This window comes from Mucilaginibacter rubeus (genome assembly GCF_014643835.1).
GTDB classification, from domain to species: Bacteria; Bacteroidota; Bacteroidia; order Sphingobacteriales; family Sphingobacteriaceae; genus Mucilaginibacter; species Mucilaginibacter rubeus.
The window spans coordinates 1-15,422 of the sequence record NZ_BMKD01000014.1 but is presented as its reverse complement, the minus strand read 5'-3'; the positions used below and the strand labels follow the sequence as shown (position 1 = coordinate 15,422).

Here is a 15,422-nt window from a genome sequence, read left to right as displayed (position 1 = left end):
TCTTTATGATATTATAAGAACATACGGGTATTTAAGAGCATTACTCGGTATCAGTATAAGCATCGCCCCCAATAAAGATCATTGTATTTGTTGCGTGTGCAGGTGAACCCGAAGCACCTAAGGCAAATGATTTTTTGATCACCTTGCTGCCATAATTCAGTTCGATGGTGTTGCCGTAAATTTTGTAGGTGCCGCCTTTGCCTCCGGTTTTTTTCCAGGCGCTGGCAGCAGGTGTCATGATTCCGCCGTTTGATCCTTCAGTAAAATGAGTATCATCAATAAAATTGATCTTTTTGATTACCAGGGCATTTGTGCCGTTGCCATAATCGCCGCCGCTTACTTTTTCATATCCTTTTTTTAGCTTAATACTGCCTGTATACGGATAGGCCGGGAACCAATTGCCTTCACCCAACTTATAATCATAGGTTTTTCCTTCGTTATTAGTAAGATAAAAGGTTGCGCCCGTTTTTTTCCAGGTTCCCCAGGCTTTAGGGCGGCTGCTTTTAGCGGCTGTTACATCCAGCGTTTCAATTGGCTCATCACCAACGTCAAAGTATTCGCCGTTTTTAAATAATACTACGGGTTCAAAGGCAATGGCAGCAGGATAGCCACTTACAGCCCTGAAATACCATCCTTCAACGGCAGGAGCAGCCTTTGCTGGTTTGTGATAGGCGCCTCCGCTTTTTGCATTAGCGGTGGCGCTTAAATGTAATGTGAAGCTTGAAATAGCAAGGCAAATAGCCAGGTGTTTAACTTTCATATCATTTAGTGTTTTGGTTAACTTGTATTAATTAACTCAAACATAAATGATTGGTTTGCAGGAATCTGATTAAGCTTTTGTTAAAAGCTATACATCCATCGCATCATAAACAATAACCTTTTCCCAAAGATGGCTGCAGTTTTTAATAAACTCCAGGTGGATAGGATGGGTTTGATAAGTGGCTTGTCCGGCCAGATCGCTGAAAAACATCAGTTCGGACACCGCCCAGGAGTTATCTACTACGTCGCGTTTTTCGGTACTGGCTACGATACCTACGCGAAGTTTGCGTATGGTTTCAATTTTGGCAAGGGTTTTAACTCCGGCTACCAATTTATCACGGTCTTCTGTTGATCCCGGATTTTTAAGCCAGAAAAACACATGGTGAACTATTGGCCATTCTTCTTTTTGCTCTTTCAGCGATATTGCCGATGCTGTAACTGTACCTGCAGCCAGTGCCGCTGTTGTGGTTATGAATTTTCTTCGGGTTGATTTCATGACAGGTTAAATAATCGCTTTCAAGGTAGTAAGAATTATTTAAAACGTTTATAAGTTGTTTCAATCAAAACACATCCAAAACATAAAGCAGCACAATAACAGGCAGCACATTTAAAAATATCACAAGCCCGATGTTCTGATCCTGCACATCTCTCTGCGCATAGCGGGACAGGAATATGATAAAAACCACATAGTAGATAAGCGGAAAAACGAATATTACGGAAAGCAGCAGTCCCGCCGAGCTCATAAGCTGCCCCCAGCCTAATATAACCGGCCATGCCATCATTCCGACGATTTCAAGAAAAGTGATAACGGATAGTACTTTTAAGGTTTGGGCTTTGCTCATGTTAAGGTAATTGTTTACCTCAAAAATAAGAAAACTGAGGGGTTTTATGAAATATGAAGAAGCAGCCTACAAACACTCCGGCTGCTTGCACCCTTCTTCCGAAAATTCGGGTTCAAAAGTGCTGTGGCTGATATCAAGATGTTCCAGTCGGTGGCGAAGGTCATGCTTGATATTATCAAAATCGGCCATGGCTTCAGGCTTGATCACCAGGTGGGCAGTAAGTGCGTTTTCGGTGGTGCTGAGTGCCCAAACGTGCATGTGGTGAACATCAACCACACCTTTGGCTTTTTTAAGTTCGGCTTTGATCTTGTCAAGGTCCATTTCGGCAGGTACGCCGTCCATTTCCAAACGCAGGCTGGCTGTAAGCAAGCTCCAGGTGCCGCGTAATATCACAAAACCTATTATCAGGCTCACTGTGCTGTCAATCCAGTACAGTTTGGTAAAGTATATGATAATACCAGATATCACCACACCAAAGGATACTATGGCATCAACAGCCATGTGCAGGTAAGCGCCTTTAATATTGAGGTCGGTATCTTTATCTTTAACAAACAGCCACGCTGTAAAAGCGTTAATGCCAATGCCTATAAAAGCAACCCAGGCCATGGTGCCGCCCGATACTATTTCGGGGTTCATGAAGCGCGTAATAGCCTCATAAATAATAAAACCAACGGCCGCAAATAATATTACCGCGTTAAAAAAAGATACGATGATGGTCGACCGCTTATAGCCGTAGGTATACTTACTGTTAGCGCTTACTTTGGTGAGTTTAAAAGCAAGCAAGGCTAACGCGAGGGAGGCCACATCGCTCAGGTTATGGCCGGCGTCGGTTAACAGGGACAACGAGTGTGTAATAAAACCTGTAATAGCCTCAACCACCACAAACACCGAGTTAAGCACTATGCCCCAAATAAAAGCCGAATTTAAATGATCAAGCTTAGGGGCATGGTCGTGATGATGGTGCCCGTGCGAATGTGAGTGTGAATGATCGTGACCTGCTGACATTTAACAAAGGTAGGTAAAAACCTTGATTCGCATGATTTTAGGATTTCCTGAAATAAGCATTTGCTGTAACATCGTTGTGGTCATAATCCCGCTCCGTATCTGTTTATTTGATCAATCATCAGGGCAATCCTTAAATCCTAAAAATCATGGTTCGGATTATTCATGATGATAAGGCTCTCCCTTCATAATGGTATATGCCCTGTACAGTTGCTCCACAAAAAACAGGCGTACCATCTGGTGCGAAAATGTCATGCGCGAAAGAGAGATCTTGTCGTTAGCCCGCTGGTAAACGGAGGTATCAAAGCCATAAGGCCCGCCTATGATGAATATTAAATTGGCAGATGTGGTAACTTCTTTTTTATTGATATAAGCTGCAAACTGGGTTGAGGTAAATTCAGAACCTTTCTCATCCATCAGGATCACAAAATCAAGCGGGGTGATTTTCTTGAGGATCAACTCGGCTTCTTTGGCCTTTTGCTGCTCGGGGCTCAGCGCTTTGGTGTTCTTCAACTCGGGGATTTCGGCAAGCTCCAGTTTGGTATAGTGTTTTAGCCGTTTTACATATTTATCAATGCCTTCCTTTAAATAGGCATCCTCTGTTTTTCCAACGGTAAGGAACGTGATCTTCATATCTGCAACAAATAAACGTTTATTTAAAATATATGTGTTTATTTTGGTTGAATTTATCTGCAAATGGAACAAACAATTATAAACGATTATACTCAAAGAGCAAGCCTCGCCGCTGCAGAAGCGGCCAAATATAAAAAGCTTGCCAATACCTATTCACTGCTGAGGCTCGGCATTTTTGCCATGGTGGCTGTAACTATAGCCTTTGCCATTCACTTCGATAATTTTAGTATTATCGCCATAGCCTTTGTATTGCTGGTTTTTGCCTTTGCCTGGCTGGTAGCGCGACAAAGTGCGTTTGAAAAGCAGAAACAGTATTATGACGATCTGCAGCAGGTAAATGAAAACGAGATAGTTAGTATCCAAACCCACGGAACTATCTACAACGATGGCGCGCGCTACGCTAACGACAAACACTTCTACACTTCCGACCTGGATATTTACGGTAATGCATCGTTATACCAGCTCATCAACCGTGCAGCTACTACCCCGGGAAATAATAAACTGGCAGGTTGGCTCAATGCCCCGGCAAGCAAGCAAACCGTATTACAGCGGCAGGAAGCCGTTAAAGAAATAGCCGCTAAGCACAGCTGGAAGCTCGATCTGCAAACACGGCTCATTTTCGCCATAAAGCAGGACGTGAACCAGCTTAAAAACCTTTTCAAATACCTGCACATTCCGCTCGATATGCCAGGCGAAAAATGGCTTGCCGCTTATACCAAAATAGCGCCTTACTTGTTTACGGCGTTGTTGGTTGTCGCTTATTTTTATTCGCCGGTGAAGCTTGCGGCCATCGTGGTTGGCTTGTTTAATATGGGGGTGGTGTTTTCAAAAGCAGCCTACATCAGCAAAGCCGATCTTATTGCCGGTAAAATAGGTGATACTTTATCCAACTATGCAAATGTATTTAAGTGCATTGAAGACCAGCAATGGCAGGCCGGTTATAGCAACACCCTGGCGCAACAGCTAAAAACAGACAAGACATCGGCCAAAATAAAAGAACTGGGGGAGTTGATCAATAAGCTTAATTATCATCTTAACCTGTTAATCGGCTTTGTGCTCAACCTGTTTTTCTTATGGGATATCCGCCAGATCATCGCCATTGAAAACTGGAAACGTCAAAACCAGGACAGCCTTGAAGCCGCTTTTGATGTCATTGCTGAATTTGAATCGCTGTTAAGCCTGGCCGGTTTGGCCGTAAACTATCCGGATTGGAGTTTTCCTGTTATTGACGACAGGCCGGGCTATACCCTTACAGCTAAAGCCATTGCCCACCCGCTTATTGACGCCACCAAACGTATAGAAAATGATTACGAACTGGATAACACCTTTAAGGTTGATATCATCACCGGATCAAACATGGCCGGTAAGAGCACCTTTTTGCGTACCGTGGGCATTAATACCGTGCTGGCCTTAAGCGGTGCCCCTGTTTGCGCCCAAAGTATGCAGGTATCGGTGATCACCATGATCAGTTATATGCGCATCAAAGATTCGCTCAATGAAAGCACCTCAACCTTTAAGGCCGAGCTTGACCGCCTGCAGATGCTGCTGGCCGCGGTTGAAAATGAGCCTAAAGTGTTTTTCCTGATTGATGAAATGCTGCGCGGTACCAATTCGGTTGATAAATACCTCGGCTCAAAAGCGGTTATCGAGCAGCTCATCCACAAAAATGCGGTGGGTATGGTAGCCACTCACGATTTACAGATAGCCCATCTCGAAACCAAATATCCTGATTACGTACGTAATTTTTATTTTGATATCCAGGTAGTGAACGGCGAAATGCTGTTTGATTACAAGATCAAGCACGGTGAATGCAAAACTTTTAACGCCTCGCTATTGCTTAAACAGATAGGGATTGAGGTGGACGCAGAATAGAACCGGGATTTTGTCTGAACTCGAATTAAACGAATTTTAAGAATTTATCGAATTTTAAAATTCTGTCAATTCAATGAATTCAACAAATTCGAGTTCAGACAATCCTGGTTCAGAAAAAGAGCCGGAAGCATTTACGCTCCCGGCTCTTTAATTTTTTCTTATATCCTGACTCTAACAGTCTTGACTCTTAAAGATTATCGGCCTCCTGTAGGTGAACCGCCGGCACCCTGGTCGCCTTGTTTCATGTCATCATTGTTGATGCCTTTTTTCTGCTGTTGCGGGTTGCTGAAGCTTAATTTACCGAAGCTGTAGCTAAACGTTACACCAAACGAACGGAATGGGAACGCAAATTTGCTGCTTTGCGTAAATGTTGGTGTTTTTATGTCGGTATTAAAGTTTTTGTAAGTATTGAATGGCTCAATGGCATTAATACCCAATGCAAGTTTCTTTTGCATAAACTGTTTTTTAAAGCCAAAGCCCATAATGCTGAACGATGGATTTGAGCCCTGAATGGTGCGGCGTGCCGAATTTTCAACAGCAAATGCCTCAGCTATAAAGTTGTTTGGCAGTGTAAGCTGAGCACTTAAAAATGCGTTGTACTGCACATAAGTATTGGTTTGTGTTTGTTGATGCGTAAACTGGTCGATAGCGGTTGGTTTGTAAGTGTAAGCGTTGATTTGTCCGCGTATGGTCAGGATCTTGAATGGGGTTACCGAACCAAAAAAGCTTGCGCCATATGAGTTATTTACACCAATGTTTTGATAGGTAGTTAAAGTAGCGTTCTGATCACCATTAGGTGGCAGGTTTTCAACTATACCTTCAATTAGGCCTGATGTATGCTTATAATAAGCCGACAGGTTGATCACAGACGATTTTATGAATGTGTTATAACCCAATTCAACTGTTTGCGATATTTCGGGCGCTAAGTCGGGGTTACCAACTGTTTGCGCTGTAATATTGCTCCTGTTAACAAAGGGGTTCAAAAACTGTAAGCTTGGGCGTGTTATACGCTTGCTATATGATAATTTGATAGTTTGAGTAGGTGTAAGCGCCTTTTGAAAAGTTAAGCTTGGTATAAACGTATTATAGTTTTGATCAAAAGGGCTAAGATTTTGAGCACTATTGATTGGCTCGCCGTGAATATCCGTATTTTCAAGCCTCGCACCTGTCATGATGGAGTAGCCTTTAGGCAGAGAGAAAGTTAATACGGTATAACCGGCCCAAACTGTCTGATTATAATTATACCTGTTTGAGTTTGGATCGCTGAATACAAAACCGCCGTTTCCGTCCGGTACAAAATAATCCGAAATACTTTTTATCCTCCTGATGATGTTTTTGCCGCCGGCTTCCAGCTTAAGCAGTTTGCTTACAGGTAAAGTATAGTCGGCTTGTATGGTATACTCGTTGTTTTTACCGTTAATATTGTTTTGAAGGGAATCAAACACCGCCGAATACAAGTTAGTATAATCGGTAACAATTTTGCTATGGCTCCATTGTGCAGACAGGTCCAATTCATGACCTTCTTTTTTAAATTTGTGCGTGTAATCAATGTTCCAGTCAAAGCCACCAAAACTATTGTGACCGCGACCATCAGAAGTGTAAGACTGATCTTTGGTGTGATCAAAATAATAGGTTTGATTTGTGGTTGACAGCGAATGCGGATCAAAACCACCCTGATTTAAACGGATAGAAGTACGTAAGTTGTTGTACGCGTTAAAATCATAGCCAGCCGAAACAGAACCTATTACGCCGTGACGTTTAACGCGGCTGGTTCCGGTAGATGTTTGCTCATAGTGTTTGGTAGGGTCGTTATAATTAAAGTTCTGATCGCTTGAGGTAAGCGAGGTTTGAGGCCACGTTGCGTTACCACCGGCGTTTGCCGATAAGCTAAACCTGTTGTGGTTATAGTTGATATTGGCGTTGCCGTTGTTTTGACGTGTACCAACACCACCGCTGATTGAACCGCTGATACCCGAAACATTTTTTTGCTTGGTAATGATGTTCAAGATACCGGCCGAACCTTCTGCATCATATTTGGCAGATGGTGAAGTTACCACCTCGATACTCTTGATCTGGTCGGCGGGGATGGTTTTCAATACATCCGATAAGCTGGCAGATGTAGCACCGGATGGCTTGCCATTGATCAATACGCGTACGTTTTGGTCACCACGAATAGATACGTTACCGTTAAGGTCGACAGCAACCAAAGGCACTTTCTGTAACACATCGGTAGCGTTACCGCCTACCGATGTAAGATCCTTTTCGGCGTTATAAACTATCTTATCGATCTTGTTTTCGATTAATGCGGCCTGGCCAACTACGGAAACTTCTTTAAGCGCGTGTGAGCTTGGGGCCAACAGTACCTGACCAAGCTTGGCATCTGGTTTTGATGGGGTAGTGGTTACCTGGTCAATATATTTAGTTGGGTAACCTATAAAGGAGATAGCCAGCTTATATACGCCCGGCTTTATATTGTCCAATTTAAAGTTACCTTTTTCATCGGTTACAACACCGGTAATTGGCGATTTGCCCCCGCTGCGATATAAACCAACCGAGGCGTAGTCCATTGGTTTTTTGGTTAGCGAATCAATGATAGTGCCTGATATTCTGCCTGTTGTTGTAGGTCCGCCGCCGCCCACACCAAACTGGGCCTGAGCCGATAACGCGAAGCAGAATAATGCAATAAGTATGTAAAAACGTTTCATTTAGTATTATTTTGGTAATTGGAGGCGAAAATACTTTAAATGTTACATGCTGAATTTTTATTTTTTTACAAATAGTGCATTTGTAATGTATAAGTTACACTATTATGATGTAACCGGGGATTTTACAATGGGGGATTAAAAGGGGGATTTGCGACGAGGCGACAATATATAAACCATGTCAATTACGAGTGATAAAACTTAGGGGAGATAAATGACAACAGCAGGGAAGATTTACGAAGTTTTGAAACTTCGTAAATCTGGATTCAACGCGGTTTTTAAGAGAAGCGCAAGTCAGCCCGGACCGGGGGCAACTACACAAGACTTGCACCAGCTGATGACTCAATGCCAGTTATCAGATTTTACTCTGTTGTTACCCTCAAATTCAAGGTATCGGCCTGCATTGCGGTAAAAATACCAAGCCCGTTAACAACATTGGTTGGGGTATTTACCAGGTTTTGTGAGCTGCCGCGTGTATTGCTGGTTAATATATTAATGTATTCGTAGTTTACCCTTAGCAATATTACTTTATAAGCCCCATAGTATTTGAAAGTGGTTTGCGTTATGCTGTATGTAGAGGCGCGTTCGGTATTGATCTCGAAGCTTGGGTTCCTGTTGTTCCTTACCGCTATGATCTCAAAAGGGTTACTATCGGTGTTTTTGAAAAGCAACATATGCTGTAACGAATCGGGGTTGGTCCAGGTAATGGTAGCGCGCACCTTATCGTTATAAGCCTGATCGAGCGTATTAGGCTCATGGAATACACTGTCGGTTAATTTAAATCCAACTGGTTTGCCCGGCATCACTGTTGATGCGCTCACAACCACATTGTTATAGGTAAACTGCATGGAATAAGTTTTACCGGCAGTTACGAACGAGGCATCGCTGTAAGTGTAAGTTCCGTTTGTTCCTTCGGTGAGTTTTACAGTCTGTGTACCATTGCTTACATTAATTGTCAGCCCGGTAATGGCCGATCCATAAGTAGCAGTATCCGTCAGGTCTTTTTGCTGATAAACTTTTACTGAAAGCGGTTGGCCGGCAATCAGGTATGCTTCAACAACAGGTTTGTTTACCGCATCAGTATCAGAAGAGTTTTTTTTGCAGGCCGATGCCATCATCAGGCAGCCGGCTATCAGTGCAAAAAATGTATATCGTATGTATGTTTTTATTTCCATCTTAAGCTTAATGTAACGTTAGGGGTAAAGCCGAGGTAGTTAACGTCGGTGGTAATAACCTGGTTGTTCTGCATCTGGTATTCGCGGTACCAGGTGTTGGTATGATTGTAAACGTTAAACAGCGACAAGCCTATGGAGCCTATTTTATGCCCGTCTATCTTCAGCAGGTCATATGACACAGACATGTCCAGCCGGTGATAAGCCGGCAAACGTTCGGCGTTTTTATCGCTGATGTTGAGGTAAGTGATGCTGTTGCCGTCAACCGTTTTAATGGTGTAGCTGGATAGAGGAGCCGTATAAGGATGCCCGGTGCTGAACAGGAAAGTAGCAGCAAAATTCCAGCGCTGGTAATGGTACATGTTAATGGATTTAAACTCATGGCGCACATCCTGGTCGGCAGCGTAATAATCATTGCCAAAAGCCGAGAATTTATTCTGGGCCTGGGCAAGGGTATAGCTAATCCAGCCGGTATAACGCCCCATTTTTTTCTGCACCAAAAATTCAACGCCTTTGGCACGACCAGTTCCCTCATAAAAGTTTTCGGTAACGGTTTGCGTTTGATTTTGGTTAGCCTCTATCCTGAAACCGCCGCCGTCAGGCTGTGTTTGCCTTACAGTGTACTGGGTTAAGCCGCTAAGTGTTTTGTAGTATCCCTCAACGCTGAACAAAAGCTCGTCCGTTTCGTAGCTGGTGCCTAAAATGTAATGCCTTGACATACCCACCGGGATATTACTGTTATTGGATAACACCCAGAAATTGCGGTTACCGGCTAAAATATCTTCGCGAATCACCTGGTTTTCAAACTGGTAAAACTGCCCGGTAGCGCCTTTTATGGTAAATTTATCGGTAAGGCTATAACTTGCCGACAGCCGCGGCTCAAAATAAGGCTTGGATGTAGGGCCAAAATAACTGGCCCGCAAACCAGGCTGAATATGAAATTTATTGTTTGGGTCGATAGCCAGCTCGGTGTAGAAACCCGCTAACATGGCATTGTTATGCTGGTTGATAAGCTTGCTGGTATCGTTCTGGGTATACTCGTAGTCTATTTTTTTGTAGGATGCAAAACCGCCGAAGAGCAGCTTATACTTGTTACTAACTGTCCATTCCCACTCTGATTTATAGCTTACATCCTTCAGGTTGTTGGTCTCCAAAGTTCCGTTGCTCAGCGTGTGCGAAATGCCATTGGTATCAATCTGTGCAAAGCCCGAAGTGCTCCTGTTCCTGTCATTAAAATAGGATGAATAGGTAATATAGTTGTTTGAATATAGCTTTTTATTCCATTGCCTGAACCATTTGATACTGCTGCCCAGGTTTCCGTATTTGGTATAATCGGTTATGTTGATACCGCTGCTGCCCGACGACAGGAACGATGGCAGGCCAAGCTCTCTGCTGTTATCTGTTTTATCTGTACCTGTGTACAAAGTCCATGATACCTTATCTTTTTGACTGATGCTGTACGTGTATTTGGCATCAAAATCATAAAAGTAGGAGCTTGGTGTAATCTGGTTGGCGAAACCGCCACCACCAAATCCGCCCCGGCCACCACCACCCGGACCGCCGCCCTGCGTGGTTGATGTTTGATTAAACTGGTTAAAGATCTTGTTATAAAACGGCCCCTGGTATGAGCGCCTTACCGCTAACAGCAAGGTCGATTTATCAGAAAGCGGCGTTTCCAGGTAACCGCTTGCGCTCAGCAAACTCAAATCGGTACCAATATTAGTTTCATTCTTGTTACCCTCCTTGCCGTTGAGTTCGGTAACGCTCGAAAGCCTGCCGCCATATTTGGCCGTAAAGCCGCCTTTGTATAATTGCACATCCTTAATGGCACTGGCATTGAAAGCACTGAAAAAGCCATACAGGTGATCAACCTGGTAAATGGTAAAGCCGTCAAGCACAACCAAATTCTGGTCGGGGGTACCGCCACGTACATAAGCACCTGATGACGATTCGTTGGTACCGCTTACACCGGGCATCAGCTGAAATGCACGCAGTACGTCCTTATCGCCCATGGTTGGCAGCTTATCTAAATTGGCCGGCGAAAGCTGTAACACGCCAACCTGCCTGCTATCGGTATTCATAACGCCGCTTTTTTTACCGGTAATAGTAACCTCGTTTAAGCTGTTGAGCGATGAATACAACCCACAGATCAGCGGCGAATTCAGCTTTTCGCTGCTTAGCCTAAAATAATCGGTTTGATAACCTGTATAGGAGACCTCCACTACCGATGTATCTGAAGGTACCCTGAACATGGTAAAATAACCATCAGCATTGGTCATTACGTTAAGATCGGTACCCCTGATCTTAACGGTAGCCGATGGCAGCGACTCGCCTGTTTGCTGATCAATTACCCGCCCGTTAATACTCACCAAAAAATGTTTGGGTTTGGCTTTGGGCGCCTCAATCTCTTTAGCCTTTACCGCATTGGCTGCCTGCAGTGAGAGTTTGTTGAGTTTTTGCAGCCGCGCCAGATCGTCGGTGTTTTGGAGGATGTAGATAGTGCCGGTTGATTCTATCCAGTAATGCAGGTTGTTTTCATTACAAACCTTGGCAATTACATTTTTAAGCGGTTCTTCAAAAAAGTGCTCCACAACGTCCATCTCATGTAAAGGCTCCCGTTCAAATACTATGCGGACTTTATAGTTCATGGCCAGTGTATCAAAGAGCTCATCAAGCGGGCACGAAAAAAAATGGTTAACTACAATCTTTTTTAGCTTTTGTTGGGTTTGCTGACTATGGGCCACCGTACCGCACAAAATCAGGGAGCTTATTAACATTAGGGAAAATTTCTTCATGTAGGGGTATATTTTCTTCGATGCCGAAAATGCACCATGTTTTGAAGCGCCTCAAATAAAATCGACCATGGGAGGTTTTCTGTAGACCAGATGCCCGGATGTGTGGTAGGGTATTGGTAGAGTAGCCTATTATTTTACTATGAAAAGCGTGGCCTCGTGCGATTCCCCTCTTGAGAGCATAGCCGTCAACTTAAGGAATAGAAAGCGGGGGAACGTGCGATTCCCCTCTTGAGAGGGGCGGAAGGGGGGGCTCTGCTTTGATAAGCCTACAGCAGAAACACACCCCTGCTAACCGCTCGTCCCTCCGCGCCCCCTCTCAAGAGGGGATTTTGAAAGTGTCGTTGATCGCAGCCTCTGGCTACAAGGTATACTATTACGAGCGCTGCGTGGCAATGGTATGTTTTTTTATGTGTTAAAGCTTTACACCTTCCCAATCATCCTGTTGATCACATCGCGATATCCGTCGCTTAAAGGTATCTCGGTATTGATGAGTTTGATACGGGCACGGCGCATTTGGGATACATGGTCGAGGTTAACGAGGTATGATTTATGTACCCGGAAAAACTGGTCGGGCGGTAATTGCAGCTCAATAGCTTTGAGGCTGATACGGGACAATACCGGTTTTTGCTGATTGATGAGGTGTACTTTAATATAATCTTTAAGCCCCTCAATGTATTCAACCTGGTCAAAGCTGATCTTAACGAGGTTATAATCAGCATGCAAAAAGAAATAGTTTTTAGTGGTTGGCTGCGGCACATAACTGCGGCGAAGCTCATATAAGTCGAGCGCTTTGTGGCAGGCCTTCAAAAAGCGGTCTAAGGGTACGGGCTTAACCAGGTAGTCAACCACATCAAGTTCAAAGCCTTCCAACGCAAATTTTTCATAAGCGGTTACAAATATCACCATGGGCTTTTGCGTCAAACTCCTGATGAGTTGTAAACCATTGATGCCGGGCATGTATATATCGCTGAAGATAAGGTCTATCTGTTCTTTTTGCATGGCAATGATCGCCTCGCCCGCGTTGCGGCAACGCGCCACTACCTGTATGGTGTTTACATGCTTCAGGTTATCTTCCAGCAAGTCGAGCGCAAGTGGCTCATCGTCAATTATTAAACATCGCATCATTTAAGTTCCAGTTGTAGCATAACTATATAAGCCTGCTCGTTTTTGTTGATATATAGATTGTGTTTGCCGGGGTATAACAGCTCAAGCCGGCGTTTAACATTAGCCAGACCAATACCCGAGGCATTATCTTTACTTTCTTCGGTTGGGTTGTACACGTTTTGTACACTGAAACGCAGGTTTTTTTCATCGGTAAAAAGTGTGATGGCTATAGCCGGCGACTCAATATCGCCCGTGCCATGCTTAAAAGCATTTTCCACAAAGGGGATCAGCAGCATAGGCTCAATACTTTTTTCGGGAGCTTTGATATCCGAGCTGAAACTGACCTTTACCTGGTCACGGAACCGGAGCTGCTGAAGTTCGATATAGCTGCGTAGGTAGTCTTCCTTTTGGCAAAGCGTAACCTTTTCCGCATCGGTTACATAAAGCATATAACGAAGCAATTTAGAAAGCTGGATGAGTGTAGGTTCAACTGCCGAAGGGTTTAAACGCGAAAGCGCCACCGCACTGTTAATAACATTAAAAATAAAATGCGGACTGATTTGTGAGCGTAAAAAAGCCAGTTCAGAGATCAGTGATGCATTATCAATATCCTTTTTTTTGTTGATAGCCTTAAACTGATCGGCCAGGTAATGATAGGCAAAGCTGCCGGCGGTAACAGATAATAAGGGGAAAATAACCAGGAACGGCCCCGGGGGGCGACGATGATGCCCCATCCAGGGAAAATGAGGCACAGGGAAATAATGCCGTACTTCCATTAGTATTGCATTGAACACCACAAAGGAGGCAAGCAAGGCAAAAAAGTAAAGCCAGAAATTATTTTTTAAGATCCTGGGAATAAGGAAAAACGCATTCAGGTAGAATTCGGCCGCGAGCACCAGGTTAAAACTGATAATGTGCCCCAGCGAAAAAGCAGGCTGCGGAAAGCCGCGCATATCCGGCCTGGAAATGATGGGCGTAAAAATGATCAATGCCCAAAATAACAGGTGGATACAAATTTCGATAATCAACGCCGGCTTTATCCGTTTAAACATATCATGCTAAGGTAGCCTCATTTTAAACCCGCATTCAATGTAATAGACGATGGGGCAAAATGTGCCGACGAAAGTACGGTATCTGTTGTATGGAAACCTAATTTCAGGTGCTGCACAAGGCATATTTAACATCTATTAACATTTGAAGGCAGCTAATTGAAAACAAGCGGTTTCGCTGTATAAAAAAGGTGGCATTTTCCGTTAAATTTGTTTAATAACTAATTACCTATGTCAATAACAAAACCCATCCTCCGAATTTTTGATTATGATAAAGCCAGTGAATTTTATATCAACTGGCTTGGCTTTAAAACCGATTGGGAACACAAACCCGAAGGGGTGCCGGTATACATCCAAATTTCCATGCGCGATGTAGTGCTTTACCTTTCCGAACATCATGGCGATGCCAGTCCGGGCAGCCACATAGCGATCGATGACTTTAGTGAGCTAAGGGATTACCACGCCCACCTCATCGCCAAAAAATATAAATATAACCGTCCTGGTTTGGAGGTGCCCGAATGGAATGACCGGGCTATCACCATGACTGTTCATGACCCTTTTGGCAACAGGTTAACCTTTAGCGAGGAATTGAAGGGGTAGATTATTCATACATCCTATGAAAATCATTGCCGTTGAACCTTTTTTAGCGCAAGTGTTGTGCGGTTGGCTGGAGGGGCGCTCACTTGTGCTTTCTTTATACATTTATAATTGTATTTAACTATTTTCAGTGCGTGAGTACTAAATATAAATTCGCTAATCCGGAGGGGATATACTTCGTGACTTTCGCCGTTGTTCATTGGGTCGATGTTTTTACAAGAAACATTTATCGTGATATCTTACTTGATAGCTTTCGTTATTGTATAAAGGAAAAAGGTTTAATTATTTATGGGTTTGTTATTATGAGCAATCATGTTCATTTGCTTATAGGCAAAAAAGCGGATCAAAGTCTATCAGCCATCATGCGGGATATGAAAAAGTTTTCATCTGTTAAGATTATCAGGGAGATCATAGAAAATCCGGTAGAAAGCCGAAAACTCTGGATGCTTAAACTCTTTGCTGACACAGGAAAAGCAAATACGAATAATACCCATTATCAGTTATGGCAACAAGAAAACCACCCAATAGAAATTGAGCCACACTCAAATATGTTTGATCAAAAGTTGAATTATATTCACCAAAATCCTGTTAAAGCAGGATGGGTTAACGAATCTTCAGCATATGTTTATAGTAGCGCCTCTAATTATGAAGAAAAGGGCGGCATTTTGTGGGAAGTTGAAGTAGCATATTAATTTACATTTTTTTTGAGTTTTAGCGCAAGTCTTGAGCCCCCGGGGATGCGTAGCTGGAGACTTGTGCTTCGACAATATGTCTTGTCCTGAAATAGGTTTACACATCAGTAAACAAAAATGGAAAGATATTCAAAAGTGTATGGGGGTAAATGGCAGAGCCAGTACAGTGAGGAGTTTAAGCGAAAAATTTGCCAGGAATATTT

General features: G+C 43.4%; 13 protein-coding genes. 3 read left to right on the top strand and 10 right to left on the bottom strand.

Translation table 11 applies throughout. The features are described 5' to 3' along the window. Window positions 1-40: 40 nt before the first annotated feature. From IEX80_RS27100 to rlmH, 5 genes are all read right to left on the bottom strand, one after another. Window positions 41-760 (bottom strand): hypothetical protein, encoded by a 720-nt coding sequence (locus IEX80_RS27100; protein WP_176622249.1) that lies wholly within the window; start codon window positions 758-760, stop codon window positions 41-43. An 87-nt stretch (window positions 761-847) separates the two neighbouring features. Continuing rightward, complete coding sequence (locus IEX80_RS27095; protein ID WP_176622251.1) at window positions 848-1,255, bottom strand: Dabb family protein; 408 nt, start codon at window positions 1,253-1,255, stop codon at window positions 848-850. Between the two features lie 64 nt (window positions 1,256-1,319). Beyond that, the gene (locus IEX80_RS27090) at window positions 1,320-1,601 is read right to left on the bottom strand and encodes a hypothetical protein (protein ID WP_188834759.1); all 282 of its coding nucleotides are present in this window, start codon (window positions 1,599-1,601) and stop codon (window positions 1,320-1,322) included. Window positions 1,602-1,667: 66 nt separating this feature from the next. Next, window positions 1,668-2,606: a cation diffusion facilitator family transporter gene (locus tag IEX80_RS27085; RefSeq protein ID WP_188834758.1), complete on the bottom strand. Its 939-nt coding sequence runs from the start codon at window positions 2,604-2,606 to the stop codon at window positions 1,668-1,670. Between the two features lie 156 nt (window positions 2,607-2,762). Next, a complete protein-coding gene (gene rlmH, locus IEX80_RS27080; RefSeq protein ID WP_129568404.1) occupies window positions 2,763-3,236 on the bottom strand; it encodes a 23S rRNA (pseudouridine(1915)-N(3))-methyltransferase RlmH in 474 nt (157 codons plus the stop codon). A 63-nt stretch (window positions 3,237-3,299) separates the two neighbouring features. On the opposite strand from rlmH, the gene IEX80_RS27075 reads away from it, so the two are divergent. Continuing rightward, entirely contained in the window at window positions 3,300-5,108 is a 1,809-nt protein-coding gene (locus tag IEX80_RS27075) for a MutS-related protein (protein WP_188834757.1), read from the top strand. 194 nt (window positions 5,109-5,302) lie between these two features. On the opposite strand, the gene IEX80_RS27070 is transcribed toward IEX80_RS27075, so the two are convergent. The 5 genes from IEX80_RS27070 to IEX80_RS27050 form a co-directional block, all read right to left on the bottom strand. Further along, entirely contained in the window at window positions 5,303-7,813 is a 2,511-nt protein-coding gene (locus IEX80_RS27070) for a TonB-dependent receptor (RefSeq protein ID WP_090534211.1), read from the bottom strand. A gap of 359 nt (window positions 7,814-8,172) precedes the next feature. Then, window positions 8,173-8,985, bottom strand: a complete 813-nt coding sequence (locus IEX80_RS27065; protein WP_188834756.1) for a DUF4249 domain-containing protein — start codon at window positions 8,983-8,985, stop codon at window positions 8,173-8,175. Then, window positions 8,976-11,777: a TonB-dependent receptor gene (locus IEX80_RS27060; protein ID WP_188834755.1), complete on the bottom strand. Its 2,802-nt coding sequence runs from the start codon at window positions 11,775-11,777 to the stop codon at window positions 8,976-8,978. Before IEX80_RS27060 ends, IEX80_RS27065 begins: the two co-directional genes overlap by 10 nt. A gap of 420 nt (window positions 11,778-12,197) precedes the next feature. Continuing rightward, window positions 12,198-12,899, bottom strand: a complete 702-nt coding sequence (locus IEX80_RS27055; RefSeq protein ID WP_176622262.1) for a LytR/AlgR family response regulator transcription factor — start codon at window positions 12,897-12,899, stop codon at window positions 12,198-12,200. Then, window positions 12,899-13,933: a sensor histidine kinase gene (locus tag IEX80_RS27050; RefSeq protein ID WP_188834754.1), complete on the bottom strand. Its 1,035-nt coding sequence runs from the start codon at window positions 13,931-13,933 to the stop codon at window positions 12,899-12,901. Before IEX80_RS27050 ends, IEX80_RS27055 begins: the two co-directional genes overlap by 1 nt. 228 nt (window positions 13,934-14,161) lie before the next feature. Between IEX80_RS27050 and IEX80_RS27045 the strand changes: the two genes are divergently transcribed. Together IEX80_RS27045 and IEX80_RS27040 are read left to right on the top strand one after the other, a co-directional pair. Then, window positions 14,162-14,530 carry a glyoxalase superfamily protein gene (locus tag IEX80_RS27045; protein WP_229701780.1) on the top strand — a complete coding sequence of 123 codons (369 nt, stop codon included), beginning with the start codon at window positions 14,162-14,164 and terminating at the stop codon, window positions 14,528-14,530. Between the two features lie 131 nt (window positions 14,531-14,661). Further along, on the top strand, window positions 14,662-15,219 hold the full coding sequence (locus tag IEX80_RS27040; protein ID WP_188834753.1) for an REP-associated tyrosine transposase: 558 nt from the start codon (window positions 14,662-14,664) through the stop codon (window positions 15,217-15,219). Window positions 15,220-15,422: the final 203 nt, after the last annotated feature.

Coding starts and splice junctions, on each gene's coding strand:
- IEX80_RS27100 (WP_176622249.1), bottom strand. CDS start 760: ATGAAAGTTAAACACCTGGCTATTTGCCTTGCTATTTCAAGCTTCACA.
- IEX80_RS27095 (WP_176622251.1), bottom strand. CDS start 1,255: ATGAAATCAACCCGAAGAAAATTCATAACCACAACAGCGGCACTGGCT.
- IEX80_RS27090 (WP_188834759.1), bottom strand. CDS start 1,601: ATGAGCAAAGCCCAAACCTTAAAAGTACTATCCGTTATCACTTTTCTT.
- IEX80_RS27085 (WP_188834758.1), bottom strand. CDS start 2,606: ATGTCAGCAGGTCACGATCATTCACACTCACATTCGCACGGGCACCAT.
- rlmH (WP_129568404.1), bottom strand. CDS start 3,236: ATGAAGATCACGTTCCTTACCGTTGGAAAAACAGAGGATGCCTATTTA.
- IEX80_RS27075 (WP_188834757.1), top strand. CDS start 3,300: ATGGAACAAACAATTATAAACGATTATACTCAAAGAGCAAGCCTCGCC.
- IEX80_RS27070 (WP_090534211.1), bottom strand. CDS start 7,813: ATGAAACGTTTTTACATACTTATTGCATTATTCTGCTTCGCGTTATCG.
- IEX80_RS27065 (WP_188834756.1), bottom strand. CDS start 8,985: ATGGAAATAAAAACATACATACGATATACATTTTTTGCACTGATAGCC.
- IEX80_RS27060 (WP_188834755.1), bottom strand. CDS start 11,777: ATGAAGAAATTTTCCCTAATGTTAATAAGCTCCCTGATTTTGTGCGGT.
- IEX80_RS27055 (WP_176622262.1), bottom strand. CDS start 12,899: ATGCGATGTTTAATAATTGACGATGAGCCACTTGCGCTCGACTTGCTG.
- IEX80_RS27050 (WP_188834754.1), bottom strand. CDS start 13,933: ATGTTTAAACGGATAAAGCCGGCGTTGATTATCGAAATTTGTATCCAC.
- IEX80_RS27045 (WP_229701780.1), top strand. CDS start 14,162: ATGTCAATAACAAAACCCATCCTCCGAATTTTTGATTATGATAAAGCC.